General features: G+C 41.3%; 27 protein-coding genes. 14 read left to right on the top strand and 13 right to left on the bottom strand.

Annotation, left to right across the window (positions count from 1 at the left end):
* Positions 1–58: 58 nt before the first annotated feature.
* The 4 genes from MMU05_RS11220 to tgt all read right to left on the bottom strand — a co-directional run bounded on the left by MMU05_RS11220 (position 59) and on the right by tgt (position 4,459).
* Positions 59–1,186, bottom strand: coding sequence for an ATP-binding protein (locus MMU05_RS11220; protein ID WP_241141778.1), 1,128 nt, complete (start codon positions 1,184–1,186; stop codon positions 59–61).
* A gap of 147 nt (positions 1,187–1,333) precedes the next feature.
* Positions 1,334–2,251, bottom strand: coding sequence for a DMT family transporter (locus MMU05_RS11215; RefSeq protein WP_241141777.1), 918 nt, complete (start codon positions 2,249–2,251; stop codon positions 1,334–1,336).
* Position 2,252: 1 nt separating this feature from the next.
* Positions 2,253–3,326 carry an LptF/LptG family permease gene (locus MMU05_RS11210; RefSeq protein WP_241141776.1) on the bottom strand — a complete coding sequence of 358 codons (1,074 nt, stop codon included), beginning with the start codon at positions 3,324–3,326 and terminating at the stop codon, positions 2,253–2,255.
* A gap of 2 nt (positions 3,327–3,328) precedes the next feature.
* Positions 3,329–4,459: a tRNA guanosine(34) transglycosylase Tgt gene (tgt, locus tag MMU05_RS11205; RefSeq protein WP_241141775.1), complete on the bottom strand. Its 1,131-nt coding sequence runs from the start codon at positions 4,457–4,459 to the stop codon at positions 3,329–3,331.
* 132 nt (positions 4,460–4,591) lie between these two features.
* Here tgt and MMU05_RS11200 point away from each other — a divergent pair, with 132 nt between their 5' ends.
* Positions 4,592–5,728, top strand: coding sequence for a glycosyltransferase (locus tag MMU05_RS11200; RefSeq protein ID WP_241141774.1), 1,137 nt, complete (start codon positions 4,592–4,594; stop codon positions 5,726–5,728).
* On the top strand, positions 5,719–6,330 hold the full coding sequence (locus tag MMU05_RS11195) for an RNA polymerase sigma factor (RefSeq protein ID WP_241141773.1): 612 nt from the start codon (positions 5,719–5,721) through the stop codon (positions 6,328–6,330). Before MMU05_RS11200 ends, MMU05_RS11195 begins: the two co-directional genes overlap by 10 nt.
* Positions 6,331–6,345: 15 nt before the next feature.
* Here MMU05_RS11195 and MMU05_RS11190 read toward each other — a convergent pair whose 3' ends face one another.
* The 5 genes from MMU05_RS11190 to MMU05_RS11170 all read right to left on the bottom strand — a co-directional run bounded on the left by MMU05_RS11190 (position 6,346) and on the right by MMU05_RS11170 (position 9,449).
* Complete coding sequence (locus tag MMU05_RS11190; RefSeq protein WP_241141772.1) at positions 6,346–7,188, bottom strand: hypothetical protein; 843 nt, start codon at positions 7,186–7,188, stop codon at positions 6,346–6,348.
* A gap of 170 nt (positions 7,189–7,358) precedes the next feature.
* Positions 7,359–7,925 (bottom strand): nicotinate (nicotinamide) nucleotide adenylyltransferase, encoded by a 567-nt coding sequence (gene nadD / locus MMU05_RS11185; RefSeq protein ID WP_241141771.1) that lies wholly within the window; start codon positions 7,923–7,925, stop codon positions 7,359–7,361.
* A 13-nt stretch (positions 7,926–7,938) separates the two neighbouring features.
* Positions 7,939–8,511, bottom strand: coding sequence for a guanylate kinase (gmk, locus tag MMU05_RS11180; RefSeq protein WP_241141770.1), 573 nt, complete (start codon positions 8,509–8,511; stop codon positions 7,939–7,941).
* 6 nt (positions 8,512–8,517) lie between these two features.
* Positions 8,518–8,790, bottom strand: a complete 273-nt coding sequence (locus MMU05_RS11175) for an anti-sigma factor (protein WP_241141769.1) — start codon at positions 8,788–8,790, stop codon at positions 8,518–8,520.
* Between the two features lie 65 nt (positions 8,791–8,855).
* Positions 8,856–9,449 carry a sigma-70 family RNA polymerase sigma factor gene (locus MMU05_RS11170; RefSeq protein WP_241141768.1) on the bottom strand — a complete coding sequence of 198 codons (594 nt, stop codon included), beginning with the start codon at positions 9,447–9,449 and terminating at the stop codon, positions 8,856–8,858.
* A 122-nt stretch (positions 9,450–9,571) separates the two neighbouring features.
* Between MMU05_RS11170 and MMU05_RS11165 the strand changes: the two genes are divergently transcribed.
* Positions 9,572–10,405, top strand: a complete 834-nt coding sequence (locus MMU05_RS11165; protein ID WP_241141767.1) for a lysophospholipid acyltransferase family protein — start codon at positions 9,572–9,574, stop codon at positions 10,403–10,405.
* Between the two features lie 68 nt (positions 10,406–10,473).
* On the opposite strand, the gene MMU05_RS11160 is transcribed toward MMU05_RS11165, so the two are convergent.
* Positions 10,474–10,941, bottom strand: a complete 468-nt coding sequence (locus tag MMU05_RS11160; protein WP_241141766.1) for a hypothetical protein — start codon at positions 10,939–10,941, stop codon at positions 10,474–10,476.
* A 176-nt stretch (positions 10,942–11,117) separates the two neighbouring features.
* Between MMU05_RS11160 and MMU05_RS11155 the strand changes: the two genes are divergently transcribed.
* From MMU05_RS11155 to murA, 3 genes are read left to right on the top strand one after another with little or no spacing between them, the layout of a single operon-like run.
* Positions 11,118–13,370: an ATP-dependent helicase gene (locus MMU05_RS11155; RefSeq protein ID WP_241141765.1), complete on the top strand. Its 2,253-nt coding sequence runs from the start codon at positions 11,118–11,120 to the stop codon at positions 13,368–13,370.
* 56 nt (positions 13,371–13,426) lie between these two features.
* Positions 13,427–14,113, top strand: coding sequence for a DUF4290 domain-containing protein (locus MMU05_RS11150; protein WP_241141764.1), 687 nt, complete (start codon positions 13,427–13,429; stop codon positions 14,111–14,113).
* Positions 14,114–15,418, top strand: coding sequence for a UDP-N-acetylglucosamine 1-carboxyvinyltransferase (gene murA / locus MMU05_RS11145; protein WP_241141763.1), 1,305 nt, complete (start codon positions 14,114–14,116; stop codon positions 15,416–15,418).
* Between the two features lie 115 nt (positions 15,419–15,533).
* Here murA and MMU05_RS11140 read toward each other — a convergent pair whose 3' ends face one another.
* The 3 genes from MMU05_RS11140 to MMU05_RS11130 all read right to left on the bottom strand — a co-directional run bounded on the left by MMU05_RS11140 (position 15,534) and on the right by MMU05_RS11130 (position 18,799).
* Positions 15,534–16,553 carry a TolB family protein gene (locus tag MMU05_RS11140; RefSeq protein ID WP_241141762.1) on the bottom strand — a complete coding sequence of 340 codons (1,020 nt, stop codon included), beginning with the start codon at positions 16,551–16,553 and terminating at the stop codon, positions 15,534–15,536.
* 8 nt (positions 16,554–16,561) lie between these two features.
* The gene (locus MMU05_RS11135; protein WP_241141761.1) at positions 16,562–17,695 is read right to left on the bottom strand and encodes a hypothetical protein; all 1,134 of its coding nucleotides are present in this window, start codon (positions 17,693–17,695) and stop codon (positions 16,562–16,564) included.
* 144 nt (positions 17,696–17,839) lie between these two features.
* Positions 17,840–18,799, bottom strand: a complete 960-nt coding sequence (locus MMU05_RS11130) for a TolB-like translocation protein (RefSeq protein WP_241141760.1) — start codon at positions 18,797–18,799, stop codon at positions 17,840–17,842.
* 377 nt (positions 18,800–19,176) lie between these two features.
* Here MMU05_RS11130 and MMU05_RS11125 point away from each other — a divergent pair, with 377 nt between their 5' ends.
* The 8 genes from MMU05_RS11125 (at position 19,177) to MMU05_RS11090 (ending at position 25,117) form a co-directional block, all read left to right on the top strand.
* Complete coding sequence (locus tag MMU05_RS11125) at positions 19,177–20,892, top strand: IlvD/Edd family dehydratase (protein ID WP_241141759.1); 1,716 nt, start codon at positions 19,177–19,179, stop codon at positions 20,890–20,892.
* An 11-nt stretch (positions 20,893–20,903) separates the two neighbouring features.
* Complete coding sequence (locus MMU05_RS11120; protein ID WP_241141917.1) at positions 20,904–21,668, top strand: SDR family NAD(P)-dependent oxidoreductase; 765 nt, start codon at positions 20,904–20,906, stop codon at positions 21,666–21,668.
* A gap of 125 nt (positions 21,669–21,793) precedes the next feature.
* Positions 21,794–22,237 (top strand): DinB family protein, encoded by a 444-nt coding sequence (locus MMU05_RS11115; RefSeq protein ID WP_241141758.1) that lies wholly within the window; start codon positions 21,794–21,796, stop codon positions 22,235–22,237.
* Between the two features lie 2 nt (positions 22,238–22,239).
* Positions 22,240–22,902: an acetoacetate decarboxylase family protein gene (locus MMU05_RS11110; protein WP_241141757.1), complete on the top strand. Its 663-nt coding sequence runs from the start codon at positions 22,240–22,242 to the stop codon at positions 22,900–22,902.
* A complete protein-coding gene (locus MMU05_RS11105; RefSeq protein WP_241141756.1) occupies positions 22,886–23,668 on the top strand; it encodes an SDR family NAD(P)-dependent oxidoreductase in 783 nt (260 codons plus the stop codon). Before MMU05_RS11110 ends, MMU05_RS11105 begins: the two co-directional genes overlap by 17 nt.
* A gap of 78 nt (positions 23,669–23,746) precedes the next feature.
* Positions 23,747–24,394, top strand: a complete 648-nt coding sequence (locus tag MMU05_RS11100) for a hypothetical protein (RefSeq protein WP_241141755.1) — start codon at positions 23,747–23,749, stop codon at positions 24,392–24,394.
* 37 nt (positions 24,395–24,431) lie between these two features.
* The gene (locus MMU05_RS11095; protein WP_241141754.1) at positions 24,432–24,650 is read left to right on the top strand and encodes a hypothetical protein; all 219 of its coding nucleotides are present in this window, start codon (positions 24,432–24,434) and stop codon (positions 24,648–24,650) included.
* Positions 24,651–24,661: 11 nt separating this feature from the next.
* Entirely contained in the window at positions 24,662–25,117 is a 456-nt protein-coding gene (locus MMU05_RS11090) for a type II toxin-antitoxin system VapC family toxin (protein WP_241141753.1), read from the top strand.
* The last annotated feature ends 50 nt before the right edge of the window (positions 25,118–25,167 follow it).

Here is a 25,167-nt window from a genome sequence, read left to right as displayed (position 1 = left end):
GGCTTGACTTAATTGCTAAATTGAATAGCCCCAAAAATGCCACTGACTTTAGGGCATTTCAATTCCCCACAAACTCTCTGAAATTCCCTCTGTTTACCAAAAGGTTATTGCTGTTATATTCTTCTGTAAAGGTTTTGGGGAAAGTTACATTTCTCTTGGGATTCCATTTGAATTCATAGGCTGTTAATTTACCTGCCAATTCTTCCACATAATCGATTTCTTGTTGTTGCTTGGTTCGCCAAAAATAGCTTCGTGCCAAACTCTGGTAGTAGGAATTTCGCTTCACGCGTTCACTGACCAAAAAATTTTCCCAAAGACCACCCACATCTTGCCTTAAAGCCAATGGTGTGAAGTCTCTTATTATTGCATTTCGAATACCATTGTCGTAAAAATAAATTTTTCTCGCCGTCTTAATTTCTGTCCTCAGATTTTTGCTGTAAGAAGAAAGGCTAAATACCACAAAGGCTTTTTCAAGTACTTCAATATAGGAAGCCACTGTTTTAGGATCGGCTCCAACAGTTTCAGCCACCTCTTTGAATTTCACCTCATGGCCAACTTGATAAGCCAAAGCTTTTAAAATATCCTGAATCAACTTGGGCTTTTTCAAATTCCCATACATCATCACATCTTTGTATAGGTAACTCTCCGCCAATTCAATTAACACCTTCTCTTCTTGGCTTGTTTGGTTGATGACATCAGGGTAAAACCCATAAATCAACCTGTTTTCCAAGCTTTGCTCGGACTTCAAAAATCCTACTTCCTTTTCATACTCAGCCCAAGAAATGGGCCATAAATTAAAGGTCCATTTCCTTCCGGTAAGGGGTTCTTGGATCTGTTGGTTAAGTTCAAAGGAAGAGGAACCGCTGATCAAAAGCTGTACTTCTTTAAATTGATCTACTATTATTTTTGCTTTTATACCAATTTTATTGATTCGTTGCGCCTCATCAATATATACAATCTGATTGTCTGCAATCAGACTCCTTAAAGTCTCAGTATTGGCATTTTCCAAAATCTCTACGACCGTAGGATCATCTCCGTCAAGATATAAATGCTTTTCCTTTCTGTTTTCCAATATTGCTCTGAGCAAAGTTGTCTTACCAACCTGTCTTGGACCAAGCAATAAAATTGCTTTCCCTGAAAAGAATTTTTCTTCAATAGAGGCTTTGATGATTCGGTTAAATTTCATTGGGTTTGAAATTATCTTATTACAAATATATAACTTTAAAGGATTACATTCCCGTAAAGTTATAACTTTAAAGGATTACATTCCCGTAAAGTCAGGAATTTGTACTTAAAAAGCAAGACGACCTTGGGAAAATCTCCCCGTTTTGAGCTAAGATCCCAACATTCTCTTGGCCATTCTCCTTTTTAGAATGTAATTATATATCGGATAGATCAGCACCGAAATCAGAATAATCAAAGTCCCCAAATAAAACCCTCCGGTCATTTTTTCCCTTTCTCCCAAAATCAATACCGCCAGCATTATCCCATAGACAGGTTCAAGGTTGACAGTCAGGTTGACTGCAAAGGCTGTAATCCTCCGCATCAGTTCTACCGAAACAGAAAAGGCATAAACCGTACAGATTCCACTCAAAATCAACAACCACAACCAATCCATCGGTGCAGGGATGAGCTGAAGCCCATTTTCGGCAAAGAAAAAAGCATATACCGGAAGCATCATGAATGCAAAAACACAGGCGCCAAACATCTCATAGAATGTCAGGACATAAGGACTGTGTCTTTTTGTAAGCCTTCCGTTGATAACCGAAAACAATGCCCCCATCAGCGCAGCACCGATCGCCATCGACAATCCCAACCAATATCCCCACTCAAATCTGAAAATCACATAGATCCCAGATATCACCAACAGTCCCAAAAAAACTTCAAATCCTTTGATCTTTTTCTTGTTGATAATAGGCTCGAGAAATGCCGTCCAAAGGGAAGTCGTCGCCATCCCTGCCAAGCAAACTGATGCCGTAGAAACCCTTGCCGCCCAGAAAAACAGAATCCAATGGATAGAAATGAGGAAGCCTGTGCCGATGATTTTGATCAGCTCGGATTTGGAGACCCTAATGGAAGTTTTTTTCCAAAGGAAAATAAGTCCCAACATGGCTGAAGCAATCAGCGTCCTGTAAAACACCAATTCAATGGAAGCGATACTGATCAATATCCCGAGAATGGCAGTAATGCTCCAGATTGCCACGATAAAATGGAGCATGAGGTAATCCTTCACAGAGGCATTTTCTGACATATTACCTTGGTACAGTTTTATACAAAACCAATCCTGTTGCCGCAAAAACGATATTTGGGATCCATACTGCTAGAATCGGATAAGTTGTCCCTGCCTCGGCGAAAGTCCTTGAAAGCAAAAAGAGAATGATGTACACAAAGGCCAACATGAATCCCAATGCTATCTGAAAACCCGATCCTCCACGGGTCTTTTTGGAGGAAACTATCACCCCGATAAAAGTCAGGATTACCGCCGCAAAAGGTGACATAAAGCGGACGTATTTTTCTATTTTATAAAAATTGACATTGTCAGCTCCCCTTTCTTCGAGTACCTTGATCTGCCTGCTGAGGGCGGGAAGTTTCAGCGTCTCGTGGTGGTTTATCGGTAGGTCAAAGTCATTTGGCGTGATTGAAAGCAGGGTATCCAAAGACTCCCCTACGGTATAATGCTCTCCTTCTTCATGGAGAACCCTCATCCTCCAGTTTTTGGCTGACCAGGTATTCAAAGCGGTATCCCACACAATCCGGTCTGCGGATAGCTTGGCGATCAATTTCCCCTCCCGGATTTCTTCCAGAGTAAAATTATATCCGGTGTTGCCTGAAGTATAGTATCGGGAAATATAAGCGTAGACATCGGGCGCTACCTTGATATGGATATTTTGTTGGGTAAAAAACTTATCGTCCTCTAGCCACCTTGATTTGAATTCTGTCACCCCTGCAGTAGCTCCGGGAAGGATCCATCCATTCATGAGGAAACTCACAATCCCGATCATGGAAGCTGAAAACAGAAAAGGGAAAAGCATCCTGACGAAACTCGTCCCGCTGCTCAAAATGGCAATGATCTCTGTTCGTCCGGCCATTTTGGAAGTGATGAAAATGACAGAAATAAAGACAGTGATCGGAGTAAGGAGGTTGTTAAGGTAAAGCCCATAGTTGCCTAGGTACCTCAGAATGTCTTTGGCAGGGACTTTATTACGGATAAATGCATCGTTTTTCTCGGTGAAGTCCAACACCAATACAATCATGATCAGCATCAAAACCACGAAGAAGTAGGTTTTGAGAAAATCTTTGATGATGAGCTTGTCGAGAATTTTCATGTTTATAACCTTCTGCTTACTTTTTCTACCATCTCATTTTTCCAAGCCAAAAATCCACCTGACTTGATTTTTTCCCTTGCCTGTCCGACAAGCCAAAGGTAAAAAGCCAGATTATGGATGCTCGCAATCTGCGCCGCAAGTATTTCCTTGCCGATCACAAGGTGTCTCAGGTAGGCTTTGGAATAGAATGTACTTACGTAAGAATTGATATTTGGATCGATAGGACTGAAATCGTCTTTCCACCTTTCATTTTTGATATTGATGATTCCTTCAGAAGTAAAGAGCATGCCGTTTCTTGCATTGCGAGTCGGCATCACACAGTCAAACATGTCGATGCCCAAGGCAATTCCTTCAAGAATATTGGCAGGTGTACCTACTCCCATCAGGTATCTCGGTTTGTCTTTTGGGAGAATATCCGTGACCATGTCTGTCATTTCGTACATCATTTCCACCGGTTCTCCTACCGAAAGTCCCCCAATGGCATTGCCTTCCATTTCGCAGGAAGCGACAAATTCCGCTGATTGTTTTCTCAGATCTTTGAAAACACTGCCCTGAATAATCGGGAAAAGTGTCTGACTATACCCATAAATCCCCTCTGTACTGTCAAATCGCTCGATGCATCTTTTGAGCCACCGATGTGTCAGGTCCATGGACTTGCGCGCATAAGTGTAATCACATGGATAGGGAGGGCATTCGTCAAAAGCCATGATGATATCCGCCCCGATGATCCGCTGGATATCCATCACTCCTTCGGGTGTAAAGGTATGTTTGGAACCGTCAATATGTGACTTGAAGATGGCTCCTTCTTCGGTCAGCTTTCTATTGGCTGCCAAAGAAAAAACCTGATATCCGCCGGAATCCGTCAGGATCGGTTTGCTCCATCCGTTGAATTTATGAAGGCCACCGGCTTTTTTGAGAATATCCAATCCCGGTCTCAGGTACAGGTGGTAGGTGTTCCCAAGGATTATCTGTGCCTTGATATCGTACGTGAGTTCCCGCTGATGCACAGCCTTGACCGAACCCGCCGTACCGACAGGCATAAAAATCGGGGTTTCGATATCCCCATGGTCTGTTTTGAGTAATCCCGCCCTCGCTTTGCTTTCAGAGTCGGTAGCTTCTAACTTAAACTTCATTCTTTGTGAATTCACCTCCGGCTTCAAACCTGTACCGGAGCTGCCTCTTCATTTTTTGAATCACAAAAATATAAGCTTATTCTTAAATGAATGCTCAATTTGATTTTATATTTGCCCCACAATAACAAGCGGATGTTTATACAAATTTTGTGGATCGTTTTTTTTGTCAGCCTTGCCATACAATTATTTTACCTGCTGATACTATTCGGTCGATTCGCATTTTTTTATAAAAAGAAAACCGAAACACCTTCCTCTGAAAAAGAACCGGTGACCGTGGTTATCGCCGCCCATAATGAGCGGACAAACCTTAAAAAAATCATCCCGCTGCTTTTCCAACAAGATTATCCCAATTTTGACGTGATGGTCATCAATGACAGGTCCTTTGATGGCACCAAAAAAGTCCTTGAACAATTGATGGCCATTTATCCAAAATTAAGAACTGTCACTGTCAATTATACCCCCGGGCATGTGACTCCAAAAAAATATGCACTCACACTCGGTATCAAAGTTGCCAAAAACGACGTCCTGCTTTTGACGGATGCAGACTGCACTCCCAAAACTGACAAATGGATTGAATTGATGACAGCACCTGTAAGGCTCGACGGAAAAGATTTTGCCTTGGGATTTTCCCAATATGAATCACAAACTGGATTTCTTAACAATTGGATCCAACTCGAAACCATCTGGACTGCCATCCAATATGTTTCTTTTGCTTTGTGGAAATCACCCTTTATGGGAGTTGGGCGAAATCTCTGCTACAGAAGGAGTTTCTTTATGGCCAAAAAAGCATTTAAGGGGCTTTGGGACATAGAATGCGGGGACGATGACCTGTTTGTAAACCTCCACGCAAACAGCAACAATGTGGCTGTGGTAGTTGACCCGAACAGCATTACTTATTCTATACCAAAAAATACCTGGGAGGAATATTTCACCCAAAAGAAAAGACACTTTCACGCCGGCAAATACTACTCGACAGGAAACAAACAAAAAGTGGGATGGTATGCCTTTTCCCATTTTCTGTTTTGGGTGTCAGGGATGGTATTACTTATATTTTCTGTAATTGATCAAAAATGGGAACAAATTTTGGTAATTATGGGTATTATGGTAGTCCGGTCTATAATAATCACCTCTGTATTTCGCTCGGCCAGAAAAAAACTCGAAGGGAATATCCAGGTTTTTTGGTCGCTGATTTTCGATGTCATGTACATGGGGTATTTTTGGATTCTGGGTTCAATGGGGTACCTGTCAAAAAAAGTTAAATGGAAATAAACGAAAGAGGATTTTCAAGCAAGGCCTTAGAGGACTTCGAACTCATAGACAAAGCTGTTATCGGGTTGGACCAACAGGCCTATGCCATGCTGATGAAGCGGTACAAAAAGGCTGTTTATTTCATGATTCTCAAAATGATCAGGGACACGGATGATGCTGAAGACCTGACCATGGAAGCTTTTGCCAAAGCTTTCAAAAACCTCCATAAATTCAAAAAAGACTATACTTTCAGTACTTGGCTATTCCGAATAGCTACCAACAATGCCATTGATTTTATTAGGAAAAAGAAACTCAAAACCATGAGTCTCAATACCTCTATGACAGATGATGGGGGCAATTCGGTCACCATTGATGTGGAGGACGATGACAACAATCCACAGGATGAATTTATCAGATCCCAACGCATCGAGATGGTGAGGATTTTTGTGGACAAGCTTCCCGCCAAATACCGGAAATTGGTAGAGTTACGCTACTTTGATGAACTGTCTTACGAAGAAATTGCGCAGGAATTAGACAAACCTCTTGGAACTGTGAAGGCCCAACTTCACCGGTCAAGAGAGTTATTATATGAAATTGCCTCGGGAAAAGAGGATCATATTTAGAAATCTTACCTGTTTTTAATCCGCCACAAACATCGCATTCACCTTAGACTTGGGATTCCTGAGTTTTAGAATATTATTTTCCAAAATATAATCTAATGTATCAGTAGAAAGTAAACGTAGAAGACTGTCTGATTTTTGTTTGGTTTGCAGCGTCCTGGGACCATCATGCATTACGTAATTTCTAAATCCTGGAATAAAGTAGGGCGAGGACAAATATTTTAAAATGATCTTGTTGCTGTTTTGATTGACAGAATAGCTTATTGCTCTTCCTGAGAGGGAAAACAAATAATCACCGGTTGTTATATCCACTCTTTTTCCGCCAGGCAAGTTAAATGGATAATCATCCAATAAAACATCCGAAAATCGTATCCACATATTATTTGATTCACATGCAGGATGAGAATAAATCTGGTCATCGTTATCTACAAACCCTATCATTTTCCAAACTTTTTCATTTATAGCAATTTCTCCCGGAACTATTTGATAATCAACAGCACAACTCAAAATTCTTTCGGCTTTAGTCAAAACAAAGGGGTTTCCTTCTCTAATTTCTTTGGGGTCAGGCGACAGAACCTCCCCGGAAATTCTGTACCATAACTTCATCCCTTGTCTTCTTGGGTAAGCACTATGCCAACCATGGCAATCCCCGACATCCATTGAACCACAGATAAGATCGGATTCAATTACTGAAAGAAAACGAAAGTCGCTTGGCGATTGTAATTCAAAAATAAAACCAAGGCTATCCGCATTGATCCGTTCCATATCCAAAAATGCCACCTCATCATTAACAAAGCCGATGGTCTTTTGCTTGTCAAAATCTTCGTTGCAGCCTATCAAAAATCCCAAAATAAAAATCAAACAAACCTGTCTCATAGCTTAAACTTTTATATAAAACTACTTATTATCAGTAACTTATAAAAAATAACAGATCATAAATTTTAGAAAAAATCAATAATTTGGAATTTTAATTCAGCGTAAAGCTTTTCAAGCTCTTCAAAAACTCAAAGTTGATTGCCAGACACAATCTTTTATAAAAACAACTTCTTATCCCTGATATAATCCTCTACAGATTGGGGAATAAGATACCTTACCGAGTTCCCGTTTTTGATTGCGTCCCGGATAAAAGTCGCAGAAATATCCATCAGCGGCGCCTCTACAAACCTGATGTTGGGATGTGTCAAAACCTGTTGCTCTCCCGGACGGGGATAGACGTAGAGCCCGTACTGCTCCAAGATAACTTCAAAATTTTTCCATTTGTGAAAGTGTGTCAGGTTGTCCCCTCCCACTATAAGTCTAAATTGATGATTGGGATGCTTCTCGGAAAGGTAAGTAAGTGTATCGATGGTATAGCTTGGCCTTGGCATGTGAAACTCCACATCGGAGGCCCTAAAATAAAAATGATCGGCAATGGCGAGCTCTACCATCTTAAGCCGATCAAATTCATGTAACAGTGACTTTTGCTTCTTGAAAGGATTCTGTGGACTGACGATAAACCAGATTTCGTCTAGATCAGTCCTGTCCTGCATCACATTGGCGATGATCAAGTGGCCGATGTGAACAGGATTAAAAGATCCAAAAAACAATCCTATTTTCAAAATTACGGTATAATTATTTGGCTAGAAAATCTCCTACAAGCCTCTCTGCCTCAGCAAAGGATTTTTCCTTTTCGTCATTCAATATGATGACATCAAATTTATCCTGAAAGGTACTTTCAAATTTTGCTTTGTACAGCCTTCGTGAAAGGCTTTCTTCTGATTCTGTACCGCGGTCTTTCAGCCTTTCGTGTAGTACTTCCAATGATGGTACCTTGACAAAAACAGCCAACGCTTTGTCCCCAAAATACTTTTTGAGGTTGATTCCTCCTTTGACATCCACATCAAAGATGACATGCTTGCCTTCATCCCAAAGTCTTTGGATTTCTTCTTTTAGAGTACCGTAGAAATTGCCTTCATAGACCTCTTCCCACTCGATAAATTCATTGTTGTCAATTTTGTTTTTGAAATCTTCGGGTGTCAAAAAGTAATAATCTTTTCCGTTTTCTTCTGTTCTGCCTCTTTTGTCGCGCGTCGAGGCGGATATGGAAAAGCCCAAATTGGGAAATTTACTTAAAAGATGTCTGACGATGGTGGTTTTGCCCGATCCGGATGGGGCTGAAAAAATGATGGCTTTTCCTGAGGACATGGCGGGTTATTTTTTATCCTGAATGATCTCTCTGATACTTGCCTCAAGTTCACTCGGGACGGCCTGCTTGGTACATTTTGTCTTGAGTACATCACGGATTGCCTGTTCGAGGTGAAAATGCTTGAAACACGGTTCACATTTGGCCAATTTTTCATTGAGCATTTCCTTTGAATTGGGCATGTTCTCCCCGTCTAAAATGCTCTCCAGTAACTGGAAACATTTACTGACATCAGAACACGAGAGTTTCCTATCTCCGGAGGGTGTTGAATTATCGTCCATTTTAATCTTACTTGATAAACTGAATTAATTATTTTTTCCTTGGTGAAGGGTATATCGATTCGGGATTACTCCTCCTCGTCGGTGCTATATCCCATTGTCGATGCATAGGAACGCAATTTGTCTTTCAATAAGTTCCTAGCCCGGTGTAATCTTGACCTGACTGTCCCGATCGGTATGTCTAATATTTTGGCCATCTCTTCGTAGGTGAACCCTTCAAGATCGCACAGGATGATTACCGTCCTGAAATCTACCGCCAGACTGTTGAGCGCGTTGGATATTTCGTCGCCCAGCATATCCTTGACAGCATCTACCCTCAGGTCAGTGGTACTCGTGTAGTCAACATCATCCGAATTGTAATAAGTTTCAACTTCCTGATAATCAATTTTTGCAGGTTGCTTGCTCTTCTTTCTATAATCGTTGATGAAGGAATTTTTCAAGATACGGAACAGCCACGCTTTGGCATTGGTTCCCTGCTCGAAAGAGTTGATAAACCGAAAAGCTTTGAGGTAGGTGTCCTGTACCAAATCTTTGGCATCATCCTCGTCAAATGTCAGCCTGTAGGCAAAATTATACATGGAATCTATGTTTGGCATAAACTCCTGATCGAAGATTTTACTCTTTTCCTGTTCGGAATATTTTTTTCTCTGAACTTCAGACATAAGATTCAAAAGTAAGCATTGGAAGAATTTATCACTAATGTTTTTGAATAAAGTCCATGCTTTTGGCTTATTTTGAGCTTTGCAAAAAATAACGCAGAAATCTTACTTCCAGATTTTAACGCATGTACCTATTCAAACTGATATCTTTTTTACCCCTTTGGGTATTGTATATCTTTACCGATATCTTGTATCTAATAGGATACCATCTTTTGAAATACAGACAAAAAGTCATCTTTGAGAACCTCGCATATTCATTCCCAGAAAAATCGGAAGCAGAAAGAAAAGCCATAGCTAAAAAATTTTTTAGAACCCTGACCGATTCTTTTGCTGAAACCATCAGGTTTTACAGCATGACCCCATCAGAAGTCTCAGAAAGATTTAAAGTCAGTAATTCAAAAATGGTCATTGAGAAAATCGATAATGGAGAAATTGTAATTTTGGTCAGCGGCCATTTTATCAATTGGGAGGGTCAGGTGATTGCATTCAAAAATCTCGTTGACCCGAGGCTAGAGGCTGTTTACCTCCGGATCAACAACCCATTTTTTGACCGTCTGATGCAGAATATCCGGGGGAGATTTGGGGGTACCTTGGTAGAAAAAGCGGAATTTTCACGCAATTACCTCAAAAACAGGAAAACCCCAAGAGCTATTGGGTTGGGTGCTGACCAAAGACCAACCCATGCTGAGACAAGATATTCTGCTCAATTTATGAACCGGAAAACCGCGTTTTTTGAAGGACCTGAGAAACTTGCCAAGCGCTATGGACACGCTGTTTTTTATGGACATATCAAAAGACCCAAAAGAGGGCACTACTCCATCAATTATGAGCTGATTGCCGCTCCTCCCTACGACAATTCACCCGAACACAGCATCACTGACTTATTTATCAAATTGACTGAAAAAGGAATCCGCGAACAGCCTGAGATTTATCTCTGGAGCCACAACAGGTGGAAGTAAGTTTCTAAAAACTTCAATGACACTAAATCTCTCTAGGGGAAAAAAATCCTAAAGTATTATTGGTTTCTCTATAAATTAGTGTTGACATTGAAATTAATCTTTGTGTTAACCAGATTTATAGGAACAATTGCAAATGAATAAATTGTAGTAATTAATTGAAAATCTGTTACCTTCAGTTTTACTTCAAGTGCGTAATCACCATGGCAATTGCGTACAATTTTTTGCCCTTGCACTACTCCATATTGATGGTGTTGGATTCTCGCTACGAATAAAAAATTTTTTTCAAAATCAATCTCTTGAAGCCCTTCCACACAACCCAATAAAGGTTCAAGATCGGATTGCCTTCTAATCCTCAATGTTCTTTGATCATCCAATTCAATATTGGAATTTAGGGAGCAGTCGGCATTATTTTTCCAAGTTGATTCTATTGGAATCTCAGCCTCTAAACATTCAGATTTTTTAGAATTGCAGCCAATAAACAAAAGACCACCTAAGACTCCTAGAAATATAATAACGGAATAAATGGGATTTCTCATAATTCTTACATTTTATATTTCTGTACTCTCAGTGATTTTATCAGTTTGACCTGACAACAATTTATTTTGACTAAAGTAATAAATTTAAATTGGAAGACAAAGTAGGATATCAAAACTTAATTTCAATTGCCCATCCAAAATCCTTAACTTTGAGACTTGTTGGATTAAATTGACGCATGGATTATTTAAAAGGACTCAATCCCCCCCAAAGAGACGCAGTAGAACATACAGATGGCCCGGTGATGATCATCGCAGGTGCCGGTTCAGGAAAGACAAGGGTACTCACTTACCGGATTGCCCACCTGATCCATGCCAAAGGAGTCGATCCTTTCAATATTCTCTCCTTGACTTTTACCAATAAAGCCGCTGCGGAAATGAAACTCCGCATCGAAAAACTCATCGGGCTCGATGCCCGCAATACCTGGATGGGAACTTTTCACTCCACTTTTGCCAAAATCCTCCGGGTAGAAGCTGACAAAATCGGTTATCCCTCCAACTTCACCATCTATGACACCGATGACAGCAAGTCGTTGATCAGGACCATCGTCAAGGAGATGAAGCTGGATGACAAAGTGTACAAACCAAGTACAGTCCTGTCTCGGATTTCCGGAGCCAAAAACAGGTTGATCGCCTGGGAAACCTACCTCAATGATCCCTTCATCAAATCAGACGATGATGCGGCAATGAAACCCCGCATGGGAGAAGTATACAAAAACTACCAAAAACGGCTTTTCAGATCCGGCGCCATGGATTTTGATGACTTGCTTTTCAATACCAATGTCCTTTTCAGAGACCACCTAGATGTGCTCAACAAATACCAGCAGCGCTTCAAATATGTGATGGTGGATGAGTTTCAGGATACCAACGTTTCCCAATACCTTATTACCAAAAAACTCGCAGCAGTCCACCAAAACATCTGTGTGGTAGGTGACGATGCGCAGAGTATCTACGCCTTTCGCGGTGCAGACATTCAGAATATCCTGAATTTTGAGAAGGACTATCCGGATCTATTTGTCGTCAAACTCGAGCAAAACTACCGCTCTACCAAAAATATCGTACAGGCTGCCAACAGCATCATTGCCAAAAATAAAGCCCAGCTCAAGAAAGACATCTGGACTCAAAATACGGAAGGTGACTTGATCGAACTTATCAAAGCCAGCTCGGATAATGAGGAAGGCAGATTGGTGGCCACCACAATTTTCGAAGAGAAAAACAACAAAAAACTCAACAACAGCGACTTTGCTGTACTCTACCGCACCAACTCCCAATCCAGGTCCATTGAGGAAGCCTTGAGGAAAATGAACATCACCTACAAAATCGTTGGGGGTTTGTCATTTTACCAAAGGAAGGAAATCAAAGACCTTTTGGCTTACCTCCGCTTTGTGGTCAACCATGAAGACGAGGAAGCATTCAAGCGGATCATCAATTATCCCAAAAGAGGAATCGGCGATACGACAGTCGAAAAAATGCTGGTCGCGGCCTATGAGCACGATATCCCGCTTTGGGATGTGATCCAAAACGCAGCCAGTTTCTTGGGTGGACGGGCTGCCAATTCTGTGGATGATTTCTGCACAATGATCAAAAGTTTTGGGATCGAGGTAGAGAGGAAAGACGCTTTTGAAGCTTCATCGAGCATTGCCAAGCAGTCAGGCTTGCTGAAGGATCTGTATGAAGACAAAACCATCGAAGGTCTAAACCGCTACGAAAACGTACAGGAATTGCTCAATGCGATCAAAGAATATGTGGACAATCCCGAAAACCCTGAAAAAAGTCTTGGCGCTTTCCTTCAGGAAATTGCATTACTGACTGACAACGATCGGAATAAAGACACCACGGATGCTGTCACTTTGATGACCATCCACTCCTCCAAGGGATTGGAATTCAAGCAGGTTTTTGTCGTAGGAATGGAAGAGGACCTTTTTCCTTCACAGATGATGATGCAAAGCAGGGAAGACTTGGAAGAGGAAAGAAGGCTCTTTTATGTAGCCTCCACCCGGGCGATGGACAAATTGTACCTGACTTATGCTTTGACACGTTACCGTTTTGGTCGGTTGCTGAATTGTGAACCGAGCCGCTTCCTCGAGGAGGTCGATCCGATGTGTATCAAAGTCAACAAAAGAATGACTTCTGCACTTGCGGGAGCTTTGAGAAATGAGTCAAGCGAAGGAAGAGCCGGTTTTGTCGGCATCAAAAACCAAAGCCAAAGACCGATGACAACGGCCAAAATCCATACGCCAAGCCCTGATTTTAAACCCTCCAACACCAACAACCTCAAGGAAGGGGCCAAAGTGGAGCATCCAAAATTCGGTTTTGGACTTGTGAGCAAAATCGAAACTGAAGGAATTAACAGAAAAGCGAGCATTCAATTCGATAATTTTGGAGAGAAGACATTATTACTTAGCTTTGCGAAGCTTCGAATCATCGAATAGACCAATCCCACTTTAAAAGTTTTTTTACTTTAACAATCGTGCAAACGGGAGACATTATGAGCAACCAGGAAATCACAGATAAGCATTCAGTCATATTGAAAGAATACGGAAAAAACATACAGCGTCTTTCCATTTACATTTCCGAAATGGAAGACAGGGAGAAGCGCACCCAAAGTGCTTACCTTTTGGTAGAGATGGTGAAGCAGCTCAACCCATCCATGAAAGCAGAAAACGACCAAAAAATTTGGGACGACCTGCACATCATGTCTGATTTTGCACTCGATGTGGACGGACCTTATCCAAGCCCTCAGAGGGAATTGCTTAACAAAAAGCCAGCTCCAATTGGCTATCCAAAAGGAGAAATCAAATTCAAACATTACGGCAGAAACATTGAAAAACTGATCGAAAAAGCAGTTGAAATCGAGGACGATGAAGAGCAGGAAGCTGCGATCATTTATATCGGTCAGCTGATGAGAAGTTTTCACTCGACATGGAACAGAGAAAATTTTGATGACGGCATCATCCTGGACGATATCAAAACCCTATCCAAAGGCAAATTGCACATCGACTTGGAGAAAGTCCGTGAGATGGGACTTTTTGAAACCAACACCCGAAGAGATTTCAAATTGCCATCTGAGCCCGAGGCCACTTCCAATAACAACAGAAGAAAGTTTACTTCTAGCGGAGGCAATGACAGAAGAAGAAACAATAACAGCGGCGGCCATTCCAAAAAGCGTAGATAAATGTCTTCATTCAAAGTAAAAGGCGGCCTCAAACTGAAGGGGGAGATCGTTCCCCAAGGCGCAAAAAACGAAGCACTCCAAATCCTTTGCGCGGTGCTTCTTTCTCCCGACAAAATCACCATCCACAAAATCCCTGATATCAGAGATGTCAATAAGCTCATTGAGCTTTTGTCTGACATGGGGGTCAGAGTGGAAAAAATCGGTCCAGAATCTTATACTTTTCAAGCAGATAATGTTGACCTGAAGTACCTCGATACGGATGATTTTCTCAAAAAAGCATCTGCACTCCGAGGTTCTGTGATGATCCTTGGCCCACTTTTGGGAAGGTTTGGACATGGAAGATTATCTAAGCCCGGAGGTGACAAAATCGGTCGTAGGAGAATGGATACCCACTTTTACGGTTTCCAAAAACTCGGGGCCGAATTTCACTACGACAGCAAAAGAGAGATTTTTCATATCGATGGCAAAAACCTGAAAGGTGCCTACATGCTATTGGATGAGGCTTCCGTGACCGGAACAGCCAATATCGTCATGGCCGCAGTGATGGCAGAAGGCAAAACCACCATATACAATGCCGCCTGCGAACCTTACCTGCAGCAGCTTTGCGATATGCTCAACCGTATGGGTGCAAAAATCACCGGTGTGGGTTCCAACCTTTTACATATCGAAGGAGTCAAATCTCTCAAAGGCACAGAACATACCATGCTTCCGGATATGATTGAGATCGGATCATTTATCGGCCTCGCTGCCATGACCCAATCCGAAATCACCATCAAGGACGCCCAAATCCATCGATTGGGTATCATTCCCGATACTTTCAAAAGAATGGGAATCAAAATGGAATTCCGTGGAGATGATATTTTTATCCCCGCACAGAAGCATTACGAAATCGAAACGTTCATCGACGGTTCGATCCTGACTGTCGCCGATGCGATTTGGCCGGGATTCACTCCTGATTTGCTCAGTATCATTTTGGTCACCGCCACACAGGCAAAGGGAACTGTTTTGGTACATCAGAAGATGTTCGAAAGCCGTCTCTTCTTTGTCGATAAGCTGATCGACATGGGTGCGCAGATTATCCTTTGCGATCCTCACAGAGCTACTGTTATCGGGTTGGATAGAAAATATCCACTCAGAGGAATCCGCATGACTTCTCCTGATATAAGGGCAGGGGTTTCTTTGTTGATCGCAGCTCTTTCTGCTGAAGGCACATCCATCATTGATAATATCGAGCAGATCGACCGCGGGTATCAATTTATCGATAAGAGATTGAATGCACTCGGTGCAGAGATTGAAAGATTGTAAAATTGGAAGATTGAAAAATTTGAAGGTTGGAAGGTTGGAAAGTTGCTTTTCTAAAACCATCACAAGAAATAGATTAAAAAAACCTGAGCTCATTACTCAGGTTTTTTTGGTTTTGTCAATTCTTAGGAATCCCCACATAATACAGATCAAATCCACCTTTTCCTCCAGGACGGTCAGAGGAGAAAATCATCAGTAAATTTTCAAAGCTTCCATGATCAAAATAAACAACAGGTCTGAATTCATCACTTGCAGAATTTATTCTTTCCCCAAAGTTTACCGGAGAAGTCCAAGTTCCATTTTTGAATTGGGAGTAATACAGGTCATATCCCCCGAATCCCCCCGGTCTGTCGGAAGCAAAAACCAAAATATCACCAAAAACAGCAGGTGCATGGTCATTGGAAGAACTGTTTATTGTTAATTTTCTTGGTTGAAAATTTTGTTTGTCCTGCATAAAATCGGAAACAACAACTCCCTCAGGAATATCAACCTCATAAATATCGAATTTACCATCTGCGTCCGAAGTAAAAATCAATTTCTCGGGTTTCCCATTCATTTCCTCCGCATGATCAATTGTCTTCCTAAAATTCTTCCCATAAAGGCTTGGGTACATTTCGTTGCTGTCTTCTTCCATAAATCTCAATTTTTCATTGGTTTTTCGGGAATTTGCAGAAGTAATACCTTGCGTATTCATAGCTATTTTACTAAGTCCATCACAGTCGGATGAGTACAGAAAGACATAATTACCGTTGCCTTCCTGGAAAGAATAAGGCCCGCGTTGGTTACAAGGGTCGTTGATTTGATACAGTTGCTCGCTCAGTTTTATTGAATGATTATTTACCGGACCATGTTTTTCTTTGAAAAATAAATTTCCATTTTCTTGATCAAAAGAAAATTCAATGACCTTACTTATCAGGTCAAAATGATTCCCAAAGTTTGGATAGTTTGATGAATATACCATGATGGTACTCCCAAAAATCATCTTTAAATCCATGTTCATCTCATCATATTGGGTGTTCAATATATCAAACGAAGTTACTTCCTCAGGGAATTTTCCGGTTTTGTATTTGATTTTTGGAAAGCATCCAGCTACCAAAAAAAGAATCATTGTTATCAGAGCTAAACTTTTATACTTCATGGGACAGATTATTTTTGAGTTAAAAACTTATCAAGAGGTTTGTAGAATCCACCACTGCAGTTATTCCCAAGAGCTTCGCAGCCTGTGGTAACGAAGACCGTTGAATTGTCAAGTAGACTGATAGATGTTAAGTAGGTACCTATAAGACCTACATTGTCGAGCGGGAACAATTTTATAGCTTGGTCATTCATGGACAGACGAAAAATCGATTCCTCTTCGATGAGGACAATGGTGTCGTTTATACTTGATATGTTATCAAAGTAATACCCAATACGTCTTCGGTCTTCTTTGGAGACTTGGTCGGAGTTATAAGTACCGATCAACTCAGGGGTTTTTCCTGACAGGTCGGATTTATAAACCATCAAGGGAAATGTTTCAAATCCCGCACTAGCAAATGTGATGATGTCATTTCCTACCTGTACGGATTTGGTATAAGATTCAAAACGCAGTTCCATATTTCCGTTTTGATCGAAATCAAAAGTCTTATTTCCGATCGTGACTCTTATAAAATTATCAAATACCTTAAAATTATAAATACTTACCCAACCATCGAAAAATTCTTCTTTGATTAGTTTCTGTTCCAATATCTCAACCTTGCCGTCAATGACTGCTGTCTTGAGCCAAAGGAAATTAGGAGTGTATTTTGATACTCCGGGACTTTTTGGTGAGTCGTAAGGTACCAGCACATGGCCATTTGGATCAATACCTATCTGGTCACCGTATCTAAAATAGATTTGGGTGAAACCACTAAATAATGGGTCAAGATCCTTCATCTTAATTATAAGAGCATCTTCTTCAAAAGGCTTTCCAAGGGGCATGAGGATCAGCTCATCGGAGTTGATGGTCGCCATGAGTTGGTCTGAGATTGGAAGTCTGTAGGAGAAATTGTTAGGTAAAAAAGGACTCAGATCATAATATTTGTTAATTCCAAAAAGGGTCGCATCACTGTATATTCTGGTTTTCGACGCAGCGAAAAGCTTTCCGTTGATTTCTTTGGCATGTGTAAGTCCTTCTTGGAAACTTAGCGACTGTTTCCAAAAAACAGCCACTTCTTCTTTTGGAGTTTCAAATGTGCTACAGGAAAAAAAAGAAAAGATGCCAATGAAGATCAAAAGTATCGGAAAATGGGCTAAACTTTTCATAATATGAATCCAGGTCTTGGGTTTAATCTCCAAACGCTTAAAACTAATGATTATTATTAAGAACATGACTAACCAAAACTGGGCAAAAACAAGAACCAATAGATAAAAAAACCTGAGCTCATCACTCAGGTTTTTTTGGTTTTGTCAATTCTTAGGAATTCCCACATAGTACAGATCAAATCCCCCTTTTCCTCCTGGTCTGTCGGAGGAGAAAATCATCAATTGGTTTGTGAATCCAAAATGTTCAGAATTAACAACAGGTCGAAATTCATTATATGCTGAATTGATTCTTTCCCCAAAATTGATGGGTGAAGTCCAAGTACCATTAATATTTTTTGAATAATATAAGTCATAACCACCAAACCCACCCGGTCTATCAGATGCAAAAACCAAAAGGTCTCCAAATACGGATGGTGCGTGGTCGTTGCCTTCACTATTAAGTGACAATTTTGTAGGATTTGCAGCTATTGACTGGTCAAAGAGGCTTTCAAATTCACCATTCAATGGGAGGTCAACTTCATAAATGTTGAACTTACCCTCTACATCTGAACAGAATATCAATTTCTCCGGAATACCATTCCGGTCATGACCAATCGGAATGGATTTGAGAAAATTTTTGCCAAAAAAACTCGGATACATTTCATTGCTCTCTGATTCAAACAATTTTAGATTGTTTGAATCTTTATCAAAAGCGGACAGTTCGTTATCCCCATGATAAATTTTGTAGGTTCCATTGCAATCAGTCGAATAAAATAAACTTACACCTCCTGTTTTGCTCCTGACCGTGTAGGGTCCTTTTTGGTTGCAGGGTGACTTGGCTAGACGTTCAACATTGACAGGACCTTGGCCCCATTCGGCAGCTAACCTTAACACCCCTGTTTCTTGGTCCCAAATAGCTAAAAAACTTCTTGCTACAAGTTCAAACCTACGTCCTTGGCTAGGCCCATTTGAAGAATAGGTAAGCATAAAACCATCGTTATGTGTGGATATATCACTGTTGACATCATCAAAAGGGGAATTCAAAAACTCTAAATTGGCGACAGTTTCAGGGTAAATTCCATTCCTATACTTTGGGTCACAGCCGGCTATTAAAAAAAGAATCATTGTTATCAGAGCTAAACTTTTATACTTCATGGGACAGATTATTTTTGAGTTAAAAATTTATCAAGAGGTTTGTAGTATCCAAATCTTGGATTTCAATCTTCCAACGCTCAAAACTAAGGAAAATTACTAAGGATATAAATAACCAATACTGGGTATTTTCAAGGATCAATTATGTAGTATACTTATCTCTTTATTTCCATTTTGAGATTTTTTTCTTTACCAACTCATTTTGAAATATGAATAGCCAACAATAGAAAATAAGAAGCGAGTGCTATAAAACCATTTGCCTCCGCAGGTAACATTTTTACCTATCTTTTCCTTTTACTCCAAAACATTTCCTAAATTCTCCACCAATTCAAACCAATAAACCCATTGTCATGGAAGAAAAGAAATTGCGCAGCCAAGAGTGGTTTGGCCGCAAAGGAAAAGACGGCTTTATCTATCGCGCATGGATGAAAAACCAGGGATTTCCCCACCACCTTTTTGAAGGCAGGCCGGTCATCGGCATCTGCAATACCTACTCCGAACTCACTCCCTGTAATGCCCATTTCCGCGAACTTGCCGAAGCCCTCAAGCGGGGAATCTGGGAAGCCGGCGGATTTCCATTGGAATTTCCGGTAATGTCTTTGGGAGAATGCTCCATCAAACCGACCGCCATGCTATTCCGAAATCTCGCCAGCATGGACGTGGAGGAAAGCATCCGCGCCAATCCCATGGACGGTGTAGTCCTGATGTGTGGTTGTGACAAAACCACACCTTCACTGGTTATGGGTGCTGCCAGTGTCAACTTGCCCACCATCGTCGTCTCAGGTGGACCGATGCTCGCGGGAAGATTCAAAGGAAGAAAAATCGGCACTTCAGATCTTTGGAGATTTGCTGAGGAATTCAAAAAAGGGGAACTCTCTCAGGAAGATTTCACCGCAGCAGAAGCTGCCATGGCGAGGTCGCAGGGCCACTGCGCCCCGATGGGAACAGCCTCCACGATGGCTGCCATGGTTGAGTCATTAGGATTGAGCTTGCCGGACAATGCCACCATTCCTGCAGCCGATTCGAGAAGGAAAGTCCTGGCGCATATGTCAGGAATCAGGATTGTAGAGATGGTCAAAGAAGACCTGAAAATGAGTGATATCCTGACCCGGAAATCTATTGAAAATGCCATTATGGTCAATGCTGCTTTGGGAGGTTCTACCAATTTCATCCTCCATTTGTTGGCGATCGCAGGAAGGATGGGCATAGAACTTTCCATTGATGATTTTGACAAACATTCTACCCATATCCCTTTGATTGCCAATGTGCAGCCATCAGGGGAAAACTTTGTAGAAGACCTCTTCTATGCCGGCGGATTGCCTGCCGTGATGCGGGAAGTTTCTTCCTTATTGCACCTCGATACCATCACCGCGAATGGGAAGAAACTCGGCGAAAACGTCCTAAATGCCGAATGTTGGGACAGAAACCTGATCGGCACTTTAGAAAAACCTTTCAAACCCGAGTCAGGCATTGCGGTCCTAAAAGGTAATCTCTGTCCGGAAGGAGCCGTTTTGAAACCTTCCGCAGCCACTCCTTCCCTACTCCAACACCGTGGTCAGGCAGTAGTATTCGAAGATATCGATGATTATAAGAAAAGATTGGACGATCCCGACCTGGATGTCACTCCTGATTCTGTTTTGGTGTTGAAAAATGTTGGACCAAGAGGCTATCCCGGTATGCCGGAAGTAGGCAATATGCAACTGCCAATGAAAATCATCCAACAGGGAGTCAAAGACATGGTGAGGATTTCGGATGGCAGGATGAGTGGAACCGGTTACGGTACCGTAGTGCTTCACGTTTCCCCCGAATCAGCGATTGGCGGCAACCTCGCCTTGGTGCAAAACGGGGATTGGATCCAACTCGACGTGCCTAACCGTACTTTGAATTTGGAAGTTTCGGACGAGGAATTGGCAAAACGGAGAGCATCCTTTCAGCCAGTACAGCTAGGTTATGACAGAGGATATGTCAACATGTTTATACAGAATGTAACCCAGGCGCATGAAGGCGTAGATTTTGATTTTCTCAAAGGAGCATCAGGGCCTGTAGTGAAACGAGATTCACATTAAATCCAACAATGATGAAAAACCATGATAAAGTTGCCCTGATCACCGGAGCCGGTCAGGGCATCGGCTTGGAAATCGCCAGGGTTTTGGCAAGTAATGGGCTTCATATTATTTTGAACGATATTGAGAAAAGCCTGACAGAAGAAGCCGTGGCGGAAATTCTGAAAGAAGCTAAAGGAAAAGTTTTGGGAATATCCGGGGATTCGGGAGATACGGTATTCATTCAGGAAATGGTCGGTTTGGCAGAGCGGGAGTTTGGAAAACTGGATATTGTCGTCGCCAATGCAGGAATTACACTGTATGGTGATTTCTTCGGATATTCTCCTGCTGATTTTTTTGAAGTTATGCGTGTCAATGCCGGTGGTACTTTTTTCCTTGCCCAAGCAGCAGCCAGGTTGATGAAAAAACAAAAAACCGGTGGCTCCCTTCTATTTACCTCTTCAGTAACTGCCCATCAGGCCCATAAGAACCTTGCAGCTTATGCCATGAGCAAGGCAGCTATCGAAATGTTGGCAAAGAATTTGGTGATAGAATTGTCAGAGTACCACATCAATGTCAATACCGTCTCACCCGGCGCTACCTTGACATCAAGAACCGCCTCAGATCCTGATTACGAAAAAACATGGTCCCGCATTACGCCCATGGGCCGGCCGGCTACAGTCAAAGACATAGCCCAGACTGCCTACTATTTGGTATCTGAAGAAGCAAGACATATTACGGGACAAAACCTGATCATAGATGGGGGTTGGACCTGTATCAGTCCTTCACCTTACAATTAATTAGGAAAATCATTTCTTGATTTGAAATTAAAACTAATATTGCGCAATAAATGCCAACTAAAGACTCTAAACTATTCTACGACTGATTCGGGAAAATATCCCTGAAATTAAACCAACACCCACACATGAAAATTGCTATCCATGACCTTTTGGAGTACATCCAGAAAAGTAACAGTTCTACCATTGACCTATTGGTCGAAAACAAAGCAAGCCTTCCACCAAAAGCCATCGAGATTTATAGCCATATGATCAATGCACACCACGTCTGGAACGCAAGGATCTTAGGAAAAAAACCATTTTTTAAAATTTGGCAGGTTCACTCTGTAGAAGTTTTCTCAGAAATGAACGAGGAAAATTACCTGATTTCCAAAAAAATACTTGAAAATAATGAGCTTGATAAGATTATTTCCTACCAAAATAGCCAAGGTCATTCTTATCAAAATACCATCAAAGACATCATGTTTCACATCATCAACCATTCAAGCTACCATAGAGGTCAGGTGATGTTGCTTGTGCGAAATGCCGGACTGGAACCGATTCCTACAGACTACATCCTAACCAGAAGATAGCCATGAACGGACCCAAAAAACCCGATTACTACTTTGCAGGACCTTGGAAACTGAAGGGAGAGGGAATCATCCTTGCCTACAAATTCAAGAAAGAATGGGTAGAGCAAAACGGGTTTTTGAAGGAAGAATTAAAAGGGAAATTCAAAGGGGGGCTCGGTTATGTCATGCTAGTCAGGTATACTGAGTCTCCTGCAGGCCCTTATAATGAATTGCTTTTTATTCCCGGAAGATTCAGTCCTGTCAATAGACAGACCATCACCAAAATCTATGTGGATTCCAAATCAAGTACTGAAAACGGCAGGTACAAATGGGGGATTCCAAAGGAAACTGTCCCTATCATCTGGCTCAAAAACGGAAAGACAGAAACCATCGGTGTTGGGTTCGAAGAAGATCCCATACTTTTTTGCAAAATCAGTTCGGGTGGAATACCCTTCCCCGCGACCACCAAATTGCTTCCCATCAAACTTTTTCAGGAATTGGAAGGGAAAACATTTTTGACCGACCCTAAAGGTCATGGGTGGGGAAAGTTTGCCAAAATAGAATCAATGAAAGTGAATTCCGATTATTTCCCTGACATCAGCAAACTCAAACCGTTACTTTGTGTGAAGATCAATCCGTTCTACATGGAGTTTCCTTTGCCCGAACAAAATGGTGATCAGCAATAAGCATATCGTAATCACCGGTGCGGCCTCCGGAATAGGAAAAGAGCTGGTCCACCAACTTGCAGGAAACGGTAATAAAATCCTGGCTATTGACATCAATCAAGAAGGTTTGGAAATCCTCCCCAAAACATCTTCCCAAATCCACACCCTGACTTTAGACCTAACCAAACCGGGTAGTGTCTCGGTGATTTTTGATTGGATCCAACTTAACTTGAACACGGTTGACTACTTTTTTGCCAATGCGGGCTTTGCAAAATTCGGACTCTGGGAAAATACTGACCTAGAAACTTTCTCCAGAATGCTGCAAATCAACGTCCTCTCCCCTATTGAAACAGCCAAAATTCTGAAACCAATGCAGGTGCATCATCCCTGCAGACTGGTGGTGACTGCCTCAGCGATGTCTTATTGGCCTGTTCCGGGGTATGCTGCTTATGCTGCTACCAAAGCCTCTATCCATCAGTTTGTGGAAACTATCAGGAGTGAAGGAGAGGAAGATTGGATTACAATGGTATATCCCTCGGCCACAGATACCGATTTTTTCAAAAGTGCAGGAAAAGAAATCCCAAAAGCCTACCCTGTCCAATCCGTCCAAATCGTGGCCCTTCATATCATCAAAGGTGTATCCAAGGGAAAAAAGAAAATCTATCCTTCCAGGCTTTTTCAGGCAACCATGCTGATCAACAGAATTCTGCCTGTCTTCAAACCACTCTATTTTTTATTAGAAAGAAAAAAACTGAAGAATTGGATGGAGAGCAAGAAGGTTAGCTAATCATACATGGATGGCATCTGTTTTTCCAAAAGAAAACAATAAATTGGAAATGAATCTGTAAGACCAAATCCAACACTTATGAAATCCAGAACCCTGCCCCTCCTCCTTCTTTCCTTGACAGTGATGTTTTCCTGTGCCAAAAAAGAAGAAGATACCCTACCCATGAAAGTTGCCAAAGCGTATGGTTATGAGAATTTTGACAAAATTAACTCTATAGCCTACCAATGGAATGTGCAGCCAAATCCCGAAACCCTACGGACAAGGAATTGGAAGTGGAATATCAAAGAAAGGACTGTGGAATTTGCTGACGCTGACACGAGCTATACCTACAGCCTTGACCTTCCAAAAGAGCAAATGCCGGAAGCTGACGGAGGCTTTATCAATGACAAATATTGGCTGATGTTCCCCTTTCAGTTGGTTTGGGACAAAGGATACACTTTCACTGTGATAGAAAACATCAAAGCGCCAATCTCCGGTTTGGAGACCACACAGTTGACCATTGTCTACAATGATGTCGATGGCTATACTCCGGGAGATGCTTATGACTTGTTTTTGGATGAAAACCACCTGATCAAAGAATGGGTTTTCAGAAGAGGAAATGGCTTGGAAGGACGACCGATAACTTGGGAAAATGAGCAGGAATTCAAAGGGGTCAAGTTTGCTACCGAACATAAAAATGACGCCGGGGTAAAATTTATCTGGTTTTCAGATATCGTTGTCGAATAAATTACAGTTAAATTAGGTGGATTAAAATAGGATAAACATGAAACCTTCCGAAAAAATAGAAGAAATCCTTCATGATATAGATACACTTGGTGACAAAGAACAACTGGAAATTTTGGAAAAATTGATCCTAAAGCTAAGTCCACATACCTCAAGTAATACAGGGATAAAATTATCGGATCTACAAAATCTAGGTTCTGAAGTTTGGAAAGGAGTTGACTTGGACAATTATATTAAAGAAGAACGGGAGTGGGATTAAAACCGGAATTTTTGCAGAAACTTTATTTTTTGGATACTGCTCCATTAATATATTTGATTGAAGGAAATTCCCAATATCAAGAAACATTGAATGTATTTTTTAAAGCCAATGAAGATGGAGGAATCTTAATGGCATCGTCTGTTTTAACTATCACCGAGATTTTAATTCATCCTTTGAAATTGGGTATATATGAATTGGCCTTGAAATACAGGCGAATTCTTTCCGGTTCCGATAATTTCAATATTTTCGATATCAACCAAGAAACAGCTTTTCAAGCAGCAGAATTGAGGGCGAAGTATGGTATAAAAACCCCTGATGCTATCCAAATTGCTTCAGGAATCCAATCAAAATCTGATTATTTTTTAACAAATGACTTTCAGTTAAAAAAAGTGAAAGAGATTGAAGTCATATTAATAAATGAGCTTTCAGAAATTATTTTATATGATTATCCGCAATCATTCCAGTAAGGATAAATTGAAGCAATGATGAGTCTGTCAAAAAGCTTTTGACCGAAATA

It is taken from the genome of Cognataquiflexum rubidum, assembly GCF_022538115.1.
Taxonomy (GTDB): domain Bacteria; phylum Bacteroidota; class Bacteroidia; order Cytophagales; family Cyclobacteriaceae; genus Cognataquiflexum; species Cognataquiflexum rubidum.
This window is presented reverse-complemented; position numbering and strand designations above follow the sequence as displayed.